This is a genomic window from Actinomycetota bacterium, assembly GCA_030018275.1.
Taxonomy (GTDB): Bacteria; Actinomycetota; Aquicultoria; order Subteraquimicrobiales; family Subteraquimicrobiaceae; genus Subteraquimicrobium.
In genome coordinates this window covers 19,102-39,533 of sequence record JASEGB010000004.1, presented here as the reverse complement: position 1 = coordinate 39,533, position 20,432 = coordinate 19,102, and the positions used below count along the sequence as shown (strand labels likewise).

Annotated in this window: 18 protein-coding genes and 1 other annotated feature (1 of these 19 running past the window's edge); all 18 genes read left to right on the top strand. The window is 44.0% G+C overall.

Annotated features, from left to right (window positions below; genetic code table 11):
- Position 1: 1 nt before the first annotated feature.
- The 18 genes from QMD66_02445 (at position 2) to QMD66_02360 (ending at position 19,907) form a co-directional block, all read left to right on the top strand.
- A complete protein-coding gene (locus QMD66_02445; GenBank protein MDI6821725.1) occupies positions 2-1,477 on the top strand; it encodes a UDP-N-acetylmuramoyl-L-alanyl-D-glutamate--2,6-diaminopimelate ligase in 1,476 nt (491 codons plus the stop codon).
- On the top strand, positions 1,465-2,862 hold the full coding sequence (gene murF / locus QMD66_02440) for a UDP-N-acetylmuramoyl-tripeptide--D-alanyl-D-alanine ligase (GenBank protein ID MDI6821724.1): 1,398 nt from the start codon (positions 1,465-1,467) through the stop codon (positions 2,860-2,862). The genes QMD66_02445 and murF overlap by 13 nt, the downstream gene beginning before the upstream one ends.
- Before the next feature lie 284 nt (positions 2,863-3,146).
- Entirely contained in the window at positions 3,147-4,160 is a 1,014-nt protein-coding gene (mraY, locus tag QMD66_02435; GenBank protein ID MDI6821723.1) for a phospho-N-acetylmuramoyl-pentapeptide-transferase, read from the top strand.
- Between the two features lie 3 nt (positions 4,161-4,163).
- Positions 4,164-5,537 (top strand): UDP-N-acetylmuramoyl-L-alanine--D-glutamate ligase, encoded by a 1,374-nt coding sequence (gene murD / locus QMD66_02430; protein MDI6821722.1) that lies wholly within the window; start codon positions 4,164-4,166, stop codon positions 5,535-5,537.
- Between the two features lie 165 nt (positions 5,538-5,702).
- On the top strand, positions 5,703-6,920 hold the full coding sequence (gene ftsW / locus QMD66_02425) for a putative lipid II flippase FtsW (GenBank protein ID MDI6821721.1): 1,218 nt from the start codon (positions 5,703-5,705) through the stop codon (positions 6,918-6,920).
- Entirely contained in the window at positions 6,826-7,938 is a 1,113-nt protein-coding gene (gene murG / locus QMD66_02420) for an undecaprenyldiphospho-muramoylpentapeptide beta-N-acetylglucosaminyltransferase (GenBank protein ID MDI6821720.1), read from the top strand. The genes ftsW and murG overlap by 95 nt, the downstream gene beginning before the upstream one ends.
- A gap of 67 nt (positions 7,939-8,005) precedes the next feature.
- Positions 8,006-9,388: a UDP-N-acetylmuramate--L-alanine ligase gene (gene murC / locus QMD66_02415; GenBank protein MDI6821719.1), complete on the top strand. Its 1,383-nt coding sequence runs from the start codon at positions 8,006-8,008 to the stop codon at positions 9,386-9,388.
- Positions 9,389-9,403: 15 nt separating this feature from the next.
- Positions 9,404-10,324 (top strand): UDP-N-acetylmuramate dehydrogenase, encoded by a 921-nt coding sequence (murB, locus tag QMD66_02410; protein ID MDI6821718.1) that lies wholly within the window; start codon positions 9,404-9,406, stop codon positions 10,322-10,324.
- Positions 10,325-10,663: 339 nt separating this feature from the next.
- A complete protein-coding gene (locus QMD66_02405) occupies positions 10,664-11,446 on the top strand; it encodes an FtsQ-type POTRA domain-containing protein (protein ID MDI6821717.1) in 783 nt (260 codons plus the stop codon).
- Positions 11,439-12,698 carry a cell division protein FtsA gene (gene ftsA / locus QMD66_02400; GenBank protein MDI6821716.1) on the top strand — a complete coding sequence of 420 codons (1,260 nt, stop codon included), beginning with the start codon at positions 11,439-11,441 and terminating at the stop codon, positions 12,696-12,698. Before QMD66_02405 ends, ftsA begins: the two co-directional genes overlap by 8 nt.
- Positions 12,699-12,900: 202 nt before the next feature.
- Positions 12,901-13,956, top strand: a complete 1,056-nt coding sequence (ftsZ, locus tag QMD66_02395) for a cell division protein FtsZ (protein ID MDI6821715.1) — start codon at positions 12,901-12,903, stop codon at positions 13,954-13,956.
- A gap of 303 nt (positions 13,957-14,259) precedes the next feature.
- A complete protein-coding gene (pgeF, locus tag QMD66_02390; GenBank protein ID MDI6821714.1) occupies positions 14,260-15,063 on the top strand; it encodes a peptidoglycan editing factor PgeF in 804 nt (267 codons plus the stop codon).
- Between the two features lie 32 nt (positions 15,064-15,095).
- Positions 15,096-16,718 carry a Na/Pi cotransporter family protein gene (locus QMD66_02385; protein ID MDI6821713.1) on the top strand — a complete coding sequence of 541 codons (1,623 nt, stop codon included), beginning with the start codon at positions 15,096-15,098 and terminating at the stop codon, positions 16,716-16,718.
- Positions 16,719-16,732: 14 nt separating this feature from the next.
- Entirely contained in the window at positions 16,733-17,422 is a 690-nt protein-coding gene (locus QMD66_02380) for a YggS family pyridoxal phosphate-dependent enzyme (GenBank protein ID MDI6821712.1), read from the top strand.
- A gap of 35 nt (positions 17,423-17,457) precedes the next feature.
- On the top strand, positions 17,458-17,928 hold the full coding sequence (gene sepF, locus QMD66_02375) for a cell division protein SepF (protein ID MDI6821711.1): 471 nt from the start codon (positions 17,458-17,460) through the stop codon (positions 17,926-17,928).
- Positions 17,929-18,030: 102 nt separating this feature from the next.
- Positions 18,031-18,840: a pyrroline-5-carboxylate reductase gene (proC, locus tag QMD66_02370; GenBank protein MDI6821710.1), complete on the top strand. Its 810-nt coding sequence runs from the start codon at positions 18,031-18,033 to the stop codon at positions 18,838-18,840.
- Between the two features lie 26 nt (positions 18,841-18,866).
- Positions 18,867-19,133, top strand: a complete 267-nt coding sequence (locus QMD66_02365; GenBank protein ID MDI6821709.1) for a YggT family protein — start codon at positions 18,867-18,869, stop codon at positions 19,131-19,133.
- 27 nt (positions 19,134-19,160) lie between these two features.
- A complete protein-coding gene (locus QMD66_02360; protein MDI6821708.1) occupies positions 19,161-19,907 on the top strand; it encodes a DivIVA domain-containing protein in 747 nt (248 codons plus the stop codon).
- Positions 19,908-20,385: 478 nt separating this feature from the next.
- Positions 20,386-20,432: a binding site (T-box leader), on the top strand; it runs 266 nt beyond the window's last position.

Sequence of the window (20,432 nt, the reverse complement as noted above, 5' to 3'; positions counted from 1 at the left end):
AGTGAAATTAGTGGAGTTAATCTCTTGTGTAGATAACATTTTAAGAATCGAAGGGGACCGCGAGGTGGATATAAGAGGTCTCTCCCATCATTCTAAAAGGGTTAAACCTGGAGATCTTTTTGTGTGCATTAAAGGATTGAAGACCGATGGACATCTCTATATAGAAGAAGCCATCACTAATGGCGCTGTGGCTATTGTGATGGAGAATTGGACGGAAATTGCTTCCCCCGTCACTCGAATTTTGGTTCCCAATTCTAGAAAAGCTCTGGCTCATCTTTCTCATATTTTCTATGGACGTCCCAGTTCTAGGCTTACCTTAGTGGGGATTACGGGTACCAATGGCAAGACTACCACCGCTCATCTCGTGGAAAGCATTCTCACCGAGGCGGGATATAAGGTGGGATTATTGGGAACTATCCAATATAAAATTGGGGAAAGGATTTTTCCCGTGGAAAGAACGACTCCAGAGTCCTGTGATCTCCAGAAAATATTGGGGGAAATGGTTCGGGAACATGTAGATGTAGGGGTTATGGAAGTCACCTCTCATGCCATCGACTTACATCGCACCGATCATTGTCAGTTCGATGTTTTGGTTTTTACGAATTTGAGCCAGGATCACCTCGATTATCACCAAAATATGGAAGAATATTTCAGGGTAAAGAGCGAATTATTCAGAAGCAACGATGCTAGCTGCCATATTGTTAACATAGATGATCCATATGGACGAAGGATCGCTGAGATTTCTCATTCGGAGGAAAATTACTTATATGGTCTGGGTCCCTTGGCAAATATTAAAGCTTCGCGAGTTAGATTGAGCGATAAAGGGACGAGATTCAAAGTCTTAAGCTCAGGTATAGATTGTGATTTTTCAATGTGCCTTCTAGGGCTGTTCAATGTTTACAATGCACTAGCAGCGATTTCAACAAGTCTAAGCCTCAGGCTCCCCCTTAGAGTTATAAGAACAGGTATCAGGAAGGTAAAGGGTATTCCCGGGAGATTTGAGATCATCGATTGTGGTCAAAAATTCACCGTGGTGGTGGATTATGCCCACACGCCGGATAGTTTAGATAAGGTAATCAGTACAGCCCGAGAGATAACGAAGGGAAAGGTGATCACAGTATTCGGATGCGGAGGAGACAGAGATAGACTTAAAAGACACCTAATGGGTGCAGTGTCGAGTCGCTTGAGCGACTATACCATAATAACCTCCGATAACCCCCGAAGCGAGGATCCAGGGGAGATCATCGACCAGATTGAGAAGGGAATAAAACGGGAAACTTCCGAAAAATATTGCAAAATTATGGATAGAAGGGAAGCCATTTATAGAGCTATTTCCCTAGCAAATGAGGGGGATACTGTTATAATCGCCGGGAAGGGGCATGAAGTCGGCCAAATATTCGCTGATAAAACGATTCCCTTTGACGATCGCTTGGTGGCTCATGAAATTTTAAGGGAGTTGAGAAGGTGTTCCCACTAACTGTATCTCAGATTCTATTGGCCACAAATGGAGAACTTTTGAATGGCTTACCTCAGCGGGTTATAAACGATATTAGCATCGATACTCGCACCTTGAAGCCGGGTGATTTATTCATTCCCATTAAAGGCGATCATTACGATGGCCATCAGTTTCTTAAGTGCGCTTTGGAGAAAGGAGCTTTTGGTTTCCTCACCCAGAAGTGGGATAAGGCGTTAAAGAATATCTTTGGCGAGTTAAAGGAGGAAACAATTGTAATAAGGGTTGAGGATGGTCTAAAAGCTCTTAAGGATTTAGCGCAGTATTTGCGAGGACAGCTAAGAGTCGAAGTCGTTGGGATCACGGGCAGTACGGGAAAGACTTGCACAAAGGATATGCTCGCCAACGTGTTATCTCAAAGGATGAAGGTGATTTGGTCCGAAAGAAACTACAATAATGAAATCGGTGTCCCCCTTACCATTCTTAAAGCCGAGCAGGGTACTCAGATACTGGTCGTGGAAATGGCCATGCGAGGGTTGGGCCAAATTCGTGAGCTTGCTGAGATTGCTCATCCCACAATAGGATTGGTAACGAATGTTGGGAAAACCCACTTTGAATTCTTGGGCTCTGAGGAGTTAATTGCCCAGGCAAAAAGCGAATTGGTTGAAGCTATACCCGAAGATGGCATTGTCTTTTTGAATCAAGATGACTTCTGGACAGAGAGGTTAAAATCCTTAAGCCTGGCACAAGTGTTAACCTTCGGACTTTCAGAACTTTCAAATTTTCGTGCCTGCGATATTAATGTGGATTCCATGGGTAAGCCTTCCTTTAAAATCCTTTCGAACAGGGGAGATATTTGGGTGAATTTGCCCATTCTAGGGAGACATAATGTTTACAATGCTCTGGCTACCTTTGCCATAGCTTCCTATTTGGGTCTACCCCTGGAGGATATCAAAAACGGTTTGGAGACGTGCACTTTATCCGGGATGCGAATGCAATTATTGACCACGCCCAAGGGAATCACCATTTTAAATGATGCTTACAATGCCAATCCTACCTCCATGAGGGCAGCCTTAATAGCTCTCGGGGATATAAAATCGCAGTCGCGAAAAATAGCCGTTTTGGGGGATATGTTGGAACTGGGAGAAATCACAGACGTTTCCCATTTCGAACTAGGTAAATTTGTAAAAGAGGTAGGCGTAAATACCCTCATCACGGTTGGGGAGAGGAGTAAACGAATAGCCGAGGGAGCCTTACAAAGTGGCATGGATTCGAAGGAAGTTATCTCTTGTGATACTTCCACCGAAGCAGCGCGGATTTTAAATCGGATGCTAGAACAGGGGGATATAGTCTTGATAAAGGCCTCTCGGGCAATGAAGTTAGAGGAGGTAGCCGATTCTTTGCTGTAGAACTTTCTATGTACATTCACAATTTCAAGTGTGGGTCATAGTTCCTGGTTGTGAATAAAACAAAGGGCCTTGAGCTTGGGGTTCGCTTTAGACTGCTCTTGTTGCAGTGCTAAATTGTCATCCGCGCGGCTCAAAGGCCGCAGGCTCCCCGACAAGTCGGGGCAGCAGCTAGCGCCTGTAAGGATGGCTCTTAAAGTCACTCTATTTATGTTTAGGGCACAAGAGATTAGATTTACGACACTCCATAATTTCAAGTTTCAATAGTTTGGGATAAGGAAGATTAGATGGTAATCTTAAGAATATACTATTATCCAACTTATCAACTTTTTCTAACAGCTGGTCTTTCCCTTTTGGGAGTCGTTATTCTTATACCCTTATGGATAAAGATTTTAAAATCGAGAAATATTGGACAAATTGTGCGGACCGATGGACCTCAGGAACATTTACAAAAACAGGGTACTCCTACCATGGGAGGTCTTCTAATCCTCGTGGTTGTAACCTTCACCTTCCTTCTGATGTCCCGATTTAGAGGGTTTACGTACTCAAGCATTTTAGCGCTGCTGACCGCTTTATCCTGTGGATTGTTGGGTTTTTTTGATGATTATTGCAAAGTTATAAAGGCGAGGTCTTTAGGACTTAAGGCCAGAACCAAGCTTTCTTGGCAACTCATTATTTCACTTGCCTTTGGTTGGATAGCCGTAAAATATCTTCACCTTTCGACATCCGTCGCCCTTCCCCTTACCGGAATCACTCTTGATCTCGGCTGGTTTTATTATATATTTCTTTTTCTCATCATCTCTGCCACCACAAATAGCGTCAATCTAACGGATGGCCTTGATGGTCTAGCTGCAGGCACGGTAACTTTAGTTATGATGGCCTATGCTGGTATAGCCTTTCGACAGGATTGCCTCGATTTAGCGATTTTTTGTGCAGCTATGGGTGGAGCTTGCATTGGTTTTCTATGGTATAATTCGTATCCCGCTGATATTTTTATGGGTGATACCGGTGCATTGGGTTTGGGAGGAGCCATTGCAGCTCTAGCCGTTTTGACCAAAACGGAGCTTTTCCTCCTCCTTATAGGAGGTATCTACGTTATAGAGACTCTATCGGTCATCATTCAGGTCGTTTGCTACAAGCGATTCAAAAAGCGGGTATTCAAGATGACCCCCATCCACCACCACTTTGAAATCCTTGGTTGGTCGGAAACAAAGGTGATGATAAGATTCTGGATTGTATCTGGAGCCTTAGCTGGGTTGGGATTCGCTCTGTACTTCATAGCTGCCATGAAAGGTGGTTAAAATATGGATTTTTCTGGGAAGAAAGTACTCGTAGTGGGAATGGCTCGCAGTGGAATGGCCGCTGCAGAGAAGCTGAATGATTTGGGCGCATCGGTATCCATAGTGGATTGTGCCAGGAATACTGTCCTTGAACAGAGGGCTTTGCAATTGGAGAAAAAGGATATCAGCACCAGGTTGGGGAATCATAGTTTTGATGATCTCAACGGCAAAGAGTTGGTGGTTGTCAGCCCGGGCGTTCCCGATAAAATACCATTCCTGGCAGAGGCGAGGCGACGCGGCATCCCTGTGTGGAGCGAGATCGAACTCGCCTATTCTCTCATTAACTTGAGAGAGCTCAGTGTTTCCATAATTGGAGTCACGGGAACCAATGGGAAGACAACGACCATTTTATTATTGGGGGAGATTTTTAAAAGGGCCAAACGCCCAGCCATCGTTGCTGGGAACATCGGACATCCTTTGGTAAAATGCATTGAAGAACTCAAAGACGGCGTCACCTTAATCGTAGAACTTTCGAGTTTTCAACTTAAGAATATAGTTCATTTTAAATCCCATATCGGTGTACTTCTCAACATCACACAGGATCACTTGGATTGGCACGTGAATTTCGAGGATTATATCCAGGCAAAAAGTCGGATATTTTTAAACCAGGATAAAGGAGATTACGCCGTAGTAAATTACGATGATCCTCTAGCTCGATGGCTTCTCCCCGCCGTGAAAACTACCCTGATGCCCTTCAGTAAATTTAGGACATTCGGAAAGGGGGTCTATATAAAAGGCGATAAAATTGTGGCCAATTTGAGGGGCAATGAAACCGAAATCTGCGACGTCGATGGAGTGAAGATAAAAGGCGAGCATAATTTAGATAACGCCCTTGCGGCTACTGCAGCTGCTCTTTTATCATGGGTTCCCCCGGAAGCCATAAATCAAGCCCTTTGCGATTTCTCGGGAGTTGAACACAGATTGGAATATGTCCTCACCATCGATGGCATAGATTATTATAACGATTCCAAAGCCACCAATCCCGGGGCGACGATTAAGGCTTTAACGGCTTTTAATCGCCCCGTAATTTTGCTTTTGGGGGGAAGGAATAAGGGAAATAGCTTTGAAGATATGGCTCGAGAGATTAAGAAGAGAGTAAAAGCCGTGGTTTTATTCGGGGAGGCTACCTCAGAAATTAAAGCTATTTTGGGTAAGGGATCAAAGGTTCATTGCGCCTCCTCCGTTCCAGAAGCCGTTTTTATGGCAAAGGAACTGGCGAAGTTGGGAGATGTGGTACTTTTCTCTCCAGCTTGTGCCAGTTTCGATATGTTCTCTAATTTTGAGGAGAGGGGGGAAGTCTTCAAGGAGACTGTATTGAGTTTTAGAAATCCAATATAGGTTAGACATAAATCGCCTGCGGCAGAAGCTCTTTTGCCAAAATATTATCTTTAAGCAAAGGATGATTTCAAATTCTAAGCACAAAGCATTTTGAATTTAGGATTTGAGCCACCTTTCTGAAATTATGTCTATGGCATAAATCTAATATAGGTGGAGTTAACGCTTATGAAGAGGTTTAGGAGGAAGCCAATTTCATATTATTGGCTTTTGGGTACCACCATTGTGCTACTATTGTTCGGAATAATCATGATTTTTAGCGCAAGCTTAAGTACAGCGTATACAAAGGAAGGCGACAGCTATTATTACCTGAAGAGGCAACTTTTATGGGCCTTTTTGGGACTTATAAGCATGGGTTTACTAGCTAAATTCGATTATCACAAATTACGAAAGCTATCTACCACGGGAATAATCATCACGATTGCTCTTTTAGCTCTGGTCTTAATTCCCGGGATGGGGAGGACTGCTGGTGGTGCCAGCAGATGGTTGACTTTTGGTCAGTTCACCTTTCAACCCTCGGAATTTGCCAAATTGGCCATCATCATCTTCGCTGTAGATATCCTCACTAAAAAACGTCGGGAAATCACGAATTTATCTCATCTTTTGATCCCTCTCGTCCCAATAGCGGTCTTCATCGCTTTGCTGGTGATATTCCAACCCGATTTGGGTACCGCTTTTGCCATATGTCTTTCCATCTTCATCTTAATGTTTCTAGCCGGAGCAAGAATTCACCATATTTTTGGCGTGGGCTTGGTGGGATGTGTCTCCATTTTTCTCCTCATTTTTTCCGCCGGATATCGGCGCCAGCGATTCCTAAGCTTCTTCAATCCCTGGTCCGACCCCCGGGGATCGGGATTTCACATCATTCAATCTTTGCTCGCTTTTGGTTCCGGTGGCTTAAGAGGGGTGGGACTTGGTCTGGGACGTCAGAAATTTTTTTATCTCCCGGCTTCACACACGGATTTCATTTTTGCTGTGATCGGTGAAGAGCTTGGTCTGTTGGGGACACTTCTTGTGGTGGTGCTATACTCAATCCTTGCCATTGCGGGATTGAGAATTTCTTTAAAATCTCGCGAAAGATTTGGAAAGTTATTAGGAGCTGGGATCATTTGTATGATTTTGATTCAGGCGCTCATCAACATGGGGGCAGTTACGGGAGTCATTCCCATAACGGGCATTCCCCTGCCTTTAATTAGTTTCGGTGGATCATCATTATTCTTTACGCTATGTTCCATCGGAATTTTGCTCAATATAGCTTCTCAAGAGCCACGAAAAGCGGGAGCGAAGGTAAATGCGAGTACTCATAGGTGGAGGAGGAACCGCCGGGCATATTTATCCCGGCCTCGCTCTAGCGGAAGAATTAAAATCACTGGTGGAAGAGATTGAGATTGTATTTGTGGGCACTGAATCGGGTCTGGAGTCAGAGATGGTGCCCCAAATGGGATATACCCTCAAAACCATCGATGCGAGGGGACTTCCTCGAAGATTTGCCATTGATTTATTAAAAACGCCTTTTTCATTGGGCAAGGGCGCTTTCGATTCTTTGAAAATTTTGAGGGAATTTAGACCCCACATAGTGGTGGGTATGGGAGGGTATGTAAGCGTACCCGTGGTGGGAGTTGCAGCCTTCTTAAAAATTCCCACGGTAATTCATGAACAGAATGTGATCCCCGGCTTGGCAAACCGCCTATTGAGCCGAGTTGCAATCGTCATTGCCATATCCTACGCCGATACTGAAGAATTTTTCCCGAAAAGGAAGAGAATTATCCTAACGGGAAATCCCATCCGGGGCGAAATTTTGAAACCCACTCATGAGGATGGAATTCTTGCTCTGGGATTGGATCCGGGGAGGAAAACTCTCTTAATCTTTGGAGGAAGTAGAGGTGCACGGAGAATAAATCATGCTGTAGTTGAGGCTTATCCACTCTTTCGCAATTTTTATGACTTGCAGATAGTTCACGCCACGGGTATGATTGACTTTGAAAATGTTTCATATGCCATAAAAAATATAGAGAAACCGCAGGATAAATTGATTTATAAATGTTTCCCCTATCTAGATAAGATCAATCTAGCCTATGCCGTAGCGGATTTAGCACTTTGCCGAGCGGGGGCGACGACGATCGCCGAAATCACAGCGAGAGGGATACCAGCTTTGCTGATTCCCTATCCTTATGCTACGGATGATCATCAATGGAAGAATGCAAAAATTTTGGAGAAGTACGGTGCCGCTCGGGCAATACCCGACGAAGATTTAAATGGAAAAACACTCTTTGAACAGGTGACAAAACTAATTTTCGATCAAAAATCCCTAAGTAGCATGAGAGAAAACTCTCGCAATTTGGGAAAGCCACAAGCCTCACGAGAATTAGCCAATCTAGTACTCAGCTTAGCTAAAAAGCAATAACTCGAAGCCGGGTCATAATTTTAGAATTTACCATTATGATAACTCGTAACAAGAGGGGAGAAAGTTAGTGAAAAACGCGGAAACAAAAGGGATACACTTCATTGGGATAGGTGGCGCTGGAATGAGTGCTATTGCCAAAGTATTACTTGAAATTGGATATCAAATCTCTGGATCCGACCTTAAGGAATCCAGAAATACTCTCAGACTCTCGAATTTGGGGGCAAAGATCAGCATCGGACATCACCCTAGCAATGTTGAAGGGGCGAATATGGTTGTGGTGTCCTCCGCAATCCCTCCAAATAATTGCGAATTGAAATATGCTTGCAAGAATGGAATCCCCGTACTTCGCCGGGCAGAAATGCTCGCCAAACTCTCGGAAAATAAGATTGCAATTGCAGTAGCGGGAACCCATGGAAAAACGACTACAACTTCGATGATTTCAATGGTTCTCCAGAAAAACCATCTTGATCCCACCTTCCTCATTGGTGGAGAATTGAATGATATCGGAAGCAATGCAAAATATGGTAAAGGTGATTTCTTCATTGCTGAAGCTGATGAGAGTGACGGCTCCCTTCTGTATCTGAAGCCAAAAATTATTGTATTGACGAACATCGAACCCGATCATCTCGATTATTATCGAACTTTCGATAGAATTCAGGAGGTTTTCCTCAAGTTCATCAGTAGCTTGCCCGAAGAAGGCTATGGTGTGGTGTGCGGGGATCACCCTAACGTCCAAAGGCTACTGGAGCGAACCGATCGCAGGTGCATTACTTACGGGGTGAAGGAAGAAAACGATTTTTGTGTTAAAGATATCAGATTGGAGAAATTCAGTAGTAGTTTCGAGGTTTATCAAGCCAATAAGAAGCTTGGAGAGACATTATTACATATCCCTGGTATTCATAATATCTATAATGCAATGGCAACAATTGCCCTAGGTATGTCCATTGGTTTACGCTTTGAAACTATTTCCGATGTTTTGGGTCAATTCAAAGGAGTTCAAAGGCGGTATCAAGTAGTGGGATCCTACAATGGTGTCACCCTCATAGATGATTATGCTCACCTTCCTACGGAGGTTAAGGTGACGCTAGAAACCGCGCGAGAGGGGAATTGGAGTAGAATAATTTGTCTTTTTCAACCCCATCGCTTCTCCAGAACCAAGTTTTTGAGTCGAGAATTTGCTGATGTTTTCGATGATGCGGATTTGGTGATTCTCACCGACGTTTATGGAGCTGGGGAGGAACCCATTCCCGGCGTGAGTGGAAAATTGATTTTGGAAGCGGTGCTACAAAACAATCCCAAAAGTCAAGTTGCATATCTTCCCACCAAATTTGAGGCAAAGAGATTTCTGGCTAGTATTGTAGAGAGCGGGGATTTGGTTCTAACCATGGGCGCTGGTGATATCTGGACTGTGGGGCAAGAACTCCTTGAATCTTTAGGTCAAACCACTTGAGGTTAGAGGTGCGAAGTGAATCGTGTGGCGACTTGTGAAGCCCTCAATCGATTAAAATACAAGTTAAAAAGCAATGTAGTTGGAGACGAGCCTCTTTCAAAGTATACAAGCTTAAGAGTTGGTGGAGCTGCAACCATCTTCGCCATCGCCAATTCTTTGGAAGAACTTCGCCTGCTGTTGCAAACCTCCGCTGATTTTGAACTTCCCTGCTTCATTATGGGAAAAGGGTCAAATCTTTTAGTTTCAGACAAGGGATTCCCAGGAATAGTTGTGGTATTAGGTAAGGATTTTAAAGGGATTTCCGTGGATGGTTGCCATATTCGAGCGGGCGCCGGTGTTCCCTTACAGGTTTTAGTTCAAAAAGCTCTTGAGAATGGATTAAAGGGACTCGCTTTTGCCATTGGTATCCCAGGGAGTTTGGGAGGGGCTTTGACGTTAAATGCGGGAGCTCATGGTCAGGCCATTGGAGACGTAGTCAAGAATGTGACCGTCTATACCTCAGATTGTGAACTTAAAGCATTTGATGGGTTTGAAATCTCCTTTGGTTATCGAAGTAGCTCTTTATCTTCCCAAGGGGTAATCGTGGAAGCGGTTCTGAGGTTAGAGAAGGGAGAATTCAATCTGATTAGAGCTGAGATGGAAAGGTACTTCAGAAAAAGGAAGAGAACGCAACCCCTTAAACTCCCAAATGTGGGAAGTATTTTTAAAAATCCACCGGGTCTTTCAGCTGGTAAACTCATCGAGGAAGTCGGGTGTAAGGGTCTTCGAACGGGAGATGCTCAAGTTTCGCTCAAACATGCCAATTTTATCGTTAATTTGGGCAATGCTTCTGCTCGTGATGTTTATTCTCTAATGCGGATGGTTCAAGAGGAGGTATTCAGAGTTAAGGGGATTTTGTTGGAACCCGAGGTTACCTTGGTTGGCGACTTTGAATGAGATTGCTAGGGCTTCCATATATTTTTGAGTTTAAGCTGGAAGGCTCAGATGTATTATTAACAAGATGGGTTAGCACTATGGTCGGGTGAAGTGCTCCGAAAACACCCCGAAGAACGCTGTCGCGTCTACGGGGCAGACGCAGTTACGGCCGTTTACCCCGTTGGCGAGTGAAACGAGTCCTTCGGGGCCGCTCGGGTCTCGCCTCGCTACAGAACTGTGAGTCTGTTCAAAAGTTTTCATAAGCGAGGCTCCGACACTTTCTTAACACTTACTCCTCCCTTAAATATATGTGTAAACCAAACTCGTTAATAGTCCAGCTCAGGGTAAAAAGGTGACATCATGAAGACCGTCGAGGAAAAGGTCCGAGAACGCCGCAAAAAAGTTGCTCGGATCAGGCGACAAAGACGTTTGAGATTATTGCTGATTTTACTGGTATTAGCCTTAATTGTGTGGGGTGGAATAAGAATCTACAACTCCGACTTATTTAATATCAAAAGGATTAATGTAACTGGAAACAGTCACCTATCCGATGAGCACATCGTAAAACTTGCCAAGGTAACCCGGAAAACTAGTCTGCTTAAGACTCCGCTTAAGCAAATAAGAAATAGACTTCTTCAAGAACCATGGATAAAGGAGGTAGGAATCCTACGTCATCTTCCAAATACGCTCGAAATTAGGATAACGGAGCGAAGACCCATAGCTATTATTCCCATCGATGATTCTTTTATCCTCATCGATGGTGAGGGTTTTGTTCTGGAATGCAAGGAGGACTTAAGGGGATCAAATATGCCGGTCATCAGTGATTTAAAGATTGGCTCCTTCCAGGTTGGGAAAAGATTAAGATCAAAATCTCTCTCTAATGCCCTTACCTGCCTTAGAGAACTCGATCCGGACCTTAGGGGTTCTCTTAACTTGGTTTCCGCTTCTTCCGTGGATAAGCTCTCACTATACACAAAGGATGATGTGGAGATACTTTATGGAAAAGCGGAAAATAATTCAAAGAAGAATTTTATAATCAAAAAGATTCTATCTGAACCGCGGGGGAAGATCATCTTCATCGATGTGAGGGTGGTCTCAAACCCCGTCGTCAAACGCTTAGAAGGAGTTCCAAAAAGTGAGTAAAGCGAGAAGAGAAGCCATAGTGGCTTTGGACATAGGCACCACTAAAATTTGTGCCATTGTGGGGAGACCGATTGATGGAGAAATAGAGATCATGGGTGTTGGAGCCTGTCCATCTTACGGCTTACGGAAGGGCATTGTCGTGGACATGAAAAGGACAGCGGCTTCTATTTCCGCGGCTCTGAAAAGAGCCGAAAGAGCATGTAAAACGGAGATAAAATCCGCTTATGTGGGGATCACCGGAGCCCATGTCACTTCCCTCAATAGTCGCGGAGGCATTGACATAACTCATGGAGATCACATCGTCGCCGAGAAAGACCGTAATAAAGCTATTGAGGCAGCTTGTGCTGTGGATATTCCATCAAATAGTGAGGTAATTCACATAGTTCCCAGAGAATTCTTCATTGATGGACAAGAGGGGGTCAAAGATCCTTTAGGAATGGCTGCCCTGCGCCTGGAGGCTGCAGTTCACATCGTTATGGGAGCGGTTACATCCATACAAAATATCGTTCGATGTGTCAATCAAACCGGAATCGATGTTGAAGATATAGTGCTCCAACCCATTGCCTCCTGCGAGGCCGTTCTCTCCGATGAGGAGAGAGAGTTGGGAACCATACTGGTGGATATCGGTGGAGGAACTACGGACATAGCTATTTTTTCCGAGGGGAGCATTTGGTATAGCAGTGTTCTTCCACTGGGAGGAAACCAGGTGACTCACGATCTAGCTGTGGGGTTAAAGGTTCTTCTCTCTGAGGCAGAATCGCTGAAGATTGAGTATGGTTGTGCCTTTAGTGGACTGGTTGATGAGTTGGAGATCATTGAAGTAAGCACATTCGGCAAGCGTGGGCGAAAACCCATACCCAGAAAGCTACTGGCGGAAATAATTGAAGCCCGGATGCGGGAAATATTCAATTTGGTTAGGGAAAAAGTGATAGCGACGGGTAGGTTTGAACTCCTCCCAGGCGGGGTGGTCATCACCGGCGGTTCTTCGCTATTAGAAGGTCTACCGGAGTTGGTTTCTGAAATGTTTGACCTACCGGTGAGGATTGGTTTTCCCAAGGGAATTGTGGGTGCGGTGGAGGCGGTAAATAACCCCATTTATTCAACGGGGGTTGGGCTTTTGCATTACGCGGAAAAGAGCCCCGAGATCGAGCCCCTCCTAGCCGCTAGGGAATCTAATTTCGTGGAGGAGATCATAGAACGTATAAAGGGTTGGTTTAGGGAGGTATTTAATATTGGTAAATTCTGGCATTAAAAATAACTTAAGCGCTCACCCTTCAGTTTAAACCTTCAAGTTGAAAACAAATTTTTTCTTCCTTATTATCCTTGAGTTTTGCCAAGTTTAAGAAATTTCGGGTTGCAATTTTTTTTGGAATGAGATAAGGTTATTGCCGAGAATTAGGCTATCAGGTAAGAAAAACTCTTAAGTTCTACTTGAAGGTTGAGGAGGTGAAATTGTGTTTGATGCCGGAGCGAATTATTTAGCCGTGATTAAGGTTGTAGGAATCGGTGGCGGAGGAACTAACGCAGTTAATCGGATGATAGAGGCTGGTTTAACTGGTGTGGAATTTATAGCGATAAATACCGATGCCCAAGCACTTTTGATGTCTGATGCAGACTATAAGGTTCACATAGGTGCCAATATAACCAAAGGACTTGGAGCTGGTTCCGATCCACAAATTGGTTATCAAGCTGCGGAAGAAAACCGTGAACAAATAAAAGAGGTCTTACAAGGCGCGGATATGGTGTTCGTCACAGCCGGTAAGGGGGGCGGTACAGGAACGGGAGCTGCTCCTGTGATAGCGGAAATTGCCAGAGAAGAGCTGGATGCACTCACAGTAGGTGTGGTTACAAGGCCCTTCGGTTTTGAAGGCAGAAAGAGGGGTTTACAAGCCGATGAGGGAATAACCAAACTCAAGGAAAAGGTGGATACTCTAATCATTATCCCCAATGACAGATTACTTCAGGTTGTCGAAAAGAAAACCACCATTTTAGATGCATTCAGAGTCGCTGATGATGTCCTTCGCCAGGGTGTCCAAGGGATAACCGATCTAATTACCGTCCCGGGGTTGATTAATCTTGATTTTGCCGATGTGCGAGCGATTATGACTAATGCAGGTTCAGCACTGATGGGAATAGGTGTTGCCAGTGGCGAGAATAGGGCGACCGAATCCGCAAAAGCTGCCATCTCCAGCCCCTTGCTTGAAGCATCCATTGAGGGAGCAAAGGGAGTCCTTTTAAACATTTCAGGTGGTTCAGATCTCGGTCTCTTTGAGGTCAATGAGGCTGCTGAGATCATTGCGAACTCCGCTCATCCCGATGCGAATATCATCTTCGGAGCGGTTATCGATGATTCACTCTGCGATGAAGTTAGGGTTACCGTGATCGCCACCGGCTTCGATGTAAGAAAGCAGGAAAGATTGGAATTGCTGGGAGAGAAAGAAGTCCCCACCTTTGACACGGAGGACTTGGATATTCCCACTTTTTTGAGGAAAAGAAATTACAAATCCTAGTCAATTTGAGCGAGATTTGATTGTCGCTTTCATAGCACAGTCCGTACGGGCTGTGCTTATTTATATTCAAAAATCTACAACCTTGAAAATTAAAAAAGTCTTGCAGTTTATAATGGTCTCGGGTAAGCTATATAGAGCTTGTTTTAGACCAGGTTAATATATTATTAACGAGTTAGGTTTACATCTATGAAAACTTTAGACATTCGAAGCACTTCATCCCGACCATAGTGTTAACCCATCTTGTTAATAGTCCAGGTTAAATCTGAGCTAAAACAAATCCAAGGCGCTTGAGGAGCACTGCTCTTGGCTTTTGATTTGCTATATAAAGAAAGAGGAGATATCAAGTTTCTCACCTCTCCGAAATTGTTGGATGAGGCATCTATCTTGGTAATGTTTAGCACGAGGATGGGAGGAGTTAGCCCATCCCCCTATAATTCTCTCAATCTTGCTTTCGATGTAGGAGATAAGTGGGAAAATGTGATCAAGAATCGGCGTATGCTTTGTTTAGCTCTCGGTTTAGATGCCGCATCGTTTACTACTGCTGAACAGACCCACGAAGATCGGGTCGCTCAAGTAAATGAAGATTCTGTTGGACAAGGAGCATTTGGAGGAATACCGATACCAGGAGTAGATGCCCTTGTTACAAACCTTAATACGGTATCCCTCGCTTTATTCTTTGCGGATTGTGTACCCATTGCCATTGTTGATCCAATAAAGAGGGTAATAGGCATCGCTCACGCGGGTTGGAAAGGCACTTACCTTGGAATCAGTTCAAATCTAGCAAATCTCATGATGAGTCGCTTTAATTGCCAAGCTTCAAACCTTCTGGTATTTATGGGCCCCTGCATTGGTCCTTGTTGTTATTGGTTGGAATCCACAAAGCTCGATCGATTTAAGAGGGAATTTCCCCGGTTGATGGAAGTCCATCAAAATGACTCCTTTGACCTCGAAGCTCTTAATATAAAACAGCTTGAAGGAGTGGGGATACCGAGGCAGAATATTTATTCGGCAGATATATGTACCTCTTGCAATACTGACTTATTCTTTTCCTATCGTGCCGAGAATTGCAAGACCGGTCGCCAAGCGGGTCTCGTTGCTTTACTCTAAAAATCCCTAAAACTAAATGCGGAGGGATGGGAATGATTGCGCAAATAGTCTTCAGTTTAATTGGTGGGTTAGCGCTCTTCCTCTATGGCATCTCCTTGATAAGCAAGGGATTCCAGAAGGTCGCTGGGGAAAGAACCAGTAAAATTTTAGAGACATTTACTGGAAGTCCCTTGAGAGGCATAATGGTCGGAGCCGGTATTACGGCTATAATACAGAGCAGCAGTATTACCACGGTTACCCTTGTGGGATTGGTAAACGCGGGGGTTTTGACCCTTCAACAATCCGTGGGTGTGATCATGGGGGCTAACATTGGGACCACCGTCACAGCTCAGATCGTCGCATTCAAGGTTGGAATGTACGCTTTACCCATAATAGCGATCGGATGTCTTTTGTGGTTTATGCCACAGGATAAATACCAATCACCGGGGCAAATTCTAATAGGATTCGGAATTTTATTTTTGGGAATGAATTTCATGAGCGGGGGAGCCAAACCTCTTAGAGAGCTACCTTTTTTCGTAAATATGCTTGTAAATTTCGGAAAACAACCGATTTTAGGAGTATTTGCCGCTGCGTTATTTACGGCCGTTATTCAAAGTAGTAGTGCGACAATCGGTTTGGTTATTGCTCTTTCGATGCAAGGGTTGTTAAATCTAACCTCAGCTATCTGTTTAATTTTTGGAGCAGACATTGGAACCTGTGTTACCGCCCTTTTAGCCTCAATCGGTACATCGATCTCCGCTAAAAGAACGGCTGTAGCCCACATACTCTTCAATGTCTTGGGCGTATTAATATTTCTCCTCATTTTGCCCCTTTTCGTGCAGGTCGTTTCGAGGACATCGACTTACCTTCCTAGACAAATTGCGAATGCCCAAGTTCTGTTTAATGTGGGTAATGCACTTATCGTACTTCCATTTATATCTTTTCTGGTAGCCATGGTTAAAAGGATAGTTCCTGGCGAGGAAGTAGTCATAGATAGAGGAATAAAATACATTGAGAAACACATTCTGGTCATGCCCTCAGTGGCTTTGACCCAGGCAACCAAGGAGACCATAAGACTCGCCGAGATGGTCGCGAAGATGCTCCATGATTGCCAGCGAATCTTTCTGAACTCCAATCGCAATAATCGCGAGCTGATTAAAACCTTGATTAAAACCTTGGTGAAAATGGAGGAAGCTTCGGATGGAATATACCTGGCGATTAGCGATTATTTGGTGAAACTTTCTCAGAAGCCTTTGACTAAAGATCAATCCCGAAAGTTAGCTGGACTTAACCATGTCATAACCGAGATCGAAAGGATAGCAGACCATGTCAATAATATTGCACAGTTAGCTGAACATAAAATAAATCGAAATCTGCCCTTTTCCGCAAAGGCTATGGATCAACTACAATATATGTTCTCTAAGGTAAACGAGGTATATGATGATGTAGTCGTGGCTTTAAAAAATGAGGATAGTGAGATAGCTTATAAAGTGATACAGGGAGAAAGTGAAATCGATGATATTGAGAAAAAGCTTCATGCTGATCACATTAAGAGAATCGAGGATGGTATCTGTCTACCCGAGGCGGGGATATTGTTCGTGGATATTGTGAGAAACTTGGAGAGAACAGGTGATCACACCGATAGCATCGCCCATGTAATATTGGCTGAGTTTTGAAGGATATTTCGGGTATGAGTTTGGTTATCGCCCAAAATTTAAGATTGATAAGAGATAAAATGGCAAAAGCCGCATCAAGGGTAGGTCGTAATCCAACGGAAATAAAACTCGTGGCTGTGACCAAGAATGTCCCCGTCTTAGAAATCAATCAAGCCATCGAGGCAGGGATAACCGATATAGGAGAGAATAGAGTTCAGGAGATGAGGAAAAAATTCGGAAAACTGGGGAATGCCGTAACATGGCACTTCGTTGGACATTTGCAAACGAATAAAGTAAAGTACATTATAGATTTTGTGGAGCTCATCCAATCCGTTGATAGCTTGAAACTGGCCCAAGAGATACAGAAGCGTGCTCAAAAAGCAAATAGGATTCAGAAGGTATTGGTGGAGGTGAATGTCTCCCGGGAGGAAAGTAAATTTGGAATCGATCCTCAAAAACTCGTGAGCTTTATGAAAGAAATTGCAAAACTCGATCACATCGTAGTTAAAGGGTTAATGACTTTGGCTCCTTTGGTAGAAGATACTGAGGAAATAAGACCGGTCTTCAGAACCCTGAGAGAGCTTGGAGAGCATGTGAAGGAATTAAATCTTTCTCGGGTTGAAATGGAGTACCTGTCCATGGGCATGACCAACGATTTTGAAATAGCCATAGAAGAAGGTTCAAATATGGTTAGAATCGGAACCGGTATTTTTAAAGGTGATTAGGTAATACCCAGCAACCAAGATGGTGAGGTGAGATTATGAGAAATCTGTTGAGGAAAGCGCTCATCTATTTTGGATTGGCCGAGGAAGATGAATATGAGGAATTTGAGGAAGAGGAAGATTATACGGATTTGTATGAGCAAGCACCACCTTCCGTAAGAAAGATCGTCCGTTCTCCGGACCTTGAGAGAACTCAGCGCGCTGCAGCGCTGCGAGCCATTGCCATGCCTCAAACGAAGGTCCACATCGTAGAACCCAGAAGTTTCAACGATGCTCAACAGATCGCCGATAAATTTAAGGCCAACGTCCCAGTCATCGTGAATCTGCAATTAGCGGATACCGATCTGTCAAAACGCCTGATCGATTTCGCCAGTGGTCTAACTTATGGATTGGATGGGGGAATACAAAGGGTTGCTGAAAAGGTATTCTTGCTCACCCCGAGCAATGTTGAGGTCTCAGAAGCAGAAAAACGGAGATGGCAGGAGAGAGGACTTTTCAACCAATACTAAAGATTAGCTTTCAGCCTTCAGCATTCAGCTCAAATTATCTTCTGAGGGGCTGAAAGCCGAGAGCATTAGTGAAAAATACTAAAATTGATGGGAAGTGTACAGATGCTCGGTAAGAGGGTGGCAATAATTGGTGCTGGCCAGATGGGTGAAGCTCTCCTCAAGGGTTTCCTGAAATCAGGTATCCTGAGTCCCGGTCAGATAATCTTGAGCGATATAAGGAAGGATAGACTTTCTGAACTTAAGGCGAAGTATCAGGTCGAGGTGGCAAAAGATAACATCAATGCTCTTGAAAAATCCGATGTAGTCATATTAGCTGTGAAACCCCAGCAGATAGATGGTGTTTTAACAGAAATAAGTCGGGTAATTAAGGAAAAACAGATTTTAATATCAATCGCCGCTGGGATAAGCACTAAACATATTTACGATAAACTAGACAAAAAAATACCCCTTGTTCGAGTTATGCCAAATTCCCCGGCTCTAGTGGGTGCCGGAATTTCCGTGACCAGTCCCGGTAGATATGCTACAAGGGAGAGCATAGATTTGGTTTCAAAGCTCTTTTCGGGAGTCGGCGAGACCATCCAATTAGATGAGAGGTATCAGAATGAGGCAACGGCCATCAGCGGTAGTGGTCCTGCTTATTTCTATCTTTTCGTGGAGGCTCTCATCGATGCGGGTGTTAGATCTGGGCTCACTCGAGAGATAGCTACTAAATTAGTGGTTGAAACATTGATCGGAGCGGGTGCCATGTTAAAACAAACTGGGAAACACCCCGCATTGCTCAGGGAAATGGTGACGTCACCAGGAGGGACAACCATAGCTGCTCTGGAGGCTTTCGAAGAGGGAGGCTTGCGAGCGGCTACCTTTAAAGCCATCGAAGCTGCGATCAAACGCGCTGTGGAGTTGGGAGGTTAAAAAGGCTGGTAGCGGTCGTTCGGTTCATTGATTTTGCATTCACCGTCTACTTCTGGTTGATCATCGTTCGGATAATTTTTTCATGGATTCCACTGTCCTCGAGTGAATTTGTGGAGCGGATAAGGAGTTTTGTGTATGATATCACCGAACCTTACCTGAGATTATTTCGGCGATTGCTACCCATGGTAAGTCTGGGTGGAATGGGTCTCGACTTATCACCAATTATTGCCATTATAGTATTACATTTTATACGTAGGTTGGTTTTAAATATCCTATTCCAATTCATGCTTTAAGCAAATCTCAAAGAAGGAGGAAGGAAGATGAAATTAACTCCCCTAGATATTCACCACAAAGAGTTTCGACGCGCAATAAGAGGTTACAGTGAAGAGGAAGTCGATGCATTCCTTGATGAAGTAGCCGAGGAATTTGAGCGGCTCTTTAAGGAAAACATCGAGTTAAAGGAGCAGCTTGAGAAGCTCCAGGAAAAAGTGACACAATACGAAAACATTGAACAGACTCTTCAAAAAACTCTCGTTACTGCTCAAAAGATGGCTGAGGAAGTTCAAGCCAACGCCAAGAAAGAAGCGGAGCTTATTGTGAAGGATGCGGAGCTTAAGGCGAAGGCAACGATCCAGGATATACTGGAAGAAAAGCAAAACCTCCAAGCTACCTACAGCAATTTAAAACAGGCTGAGGAGGAGTTTCGCGCGAGATTTAAGGCAATGCTAGAATCTTACCTGGGTATGATAGCCGAGGCTGAAAAGGAATTGAAAGGCGAGGAAGTCGAAGAGGTTCCCGCGGCTGAGGAAGAGATTGCCGAGGAGCATGTGGAGGAGCTCGCTGAGAGGGCGGAAGAACTCGCTGAGGAAGAAGCAACCATCGAAGCCCCAGTTTTTGAGCCGCTTGGGGAGGAAGGTGCCGGAGAGGAAGTAAAGATGGCAGAGGAGACAGAGACCAAAAAAGAATCCAAAAAGAAGAGAAGTCAGGACATTGAGGAAATTTTAAAGAGATTACAAAAAGCCCCAAAGCAGGTAAGCGAAGAAAACGACATCCAAGAGATATCCTAAATTTCTTTGCTCATGAAGAAGATACTTGCATTCAAAATTGATTTTTAGGTTTGCTCCATGCTTTATTAAGTGAACTTGGTGGAACCAAATATGTTTTCAAATTTTCGTTGAAGGAGTCACGCAAGACAAATGCAATTTTTTAGGCACCTGCATTCTTGGAGTCCATAAATGTTTATTTCGAGCCCCAATTTGATTCCGATTTTCTTGTCGTAATGCTTTCACCCGTGACGATGTATAGTACCCAAAGTCACCCGATGGTAAGAGGAAAACCTATTACTACTCTCCCTTTGAAAATGAATTTTCCGATCTCCTAGAGGCAAATCTCAAGAAGAAACACATTTGAGCCTACCTATGAGGGATTGAAACTCTTCGCGAATCTTTCCTGCTTAATTCAGTTTTTTCCGTTGCTTTGAAGTTGACAGTGGAATAGCATTATGCTACTTTTTATCAAAATCCAAAATATAGAAGCATAAGTGGTTTAAAGGCTGTGAAGAGGACGAGTAGGTTAGTGGTAGTTTAAAGCGA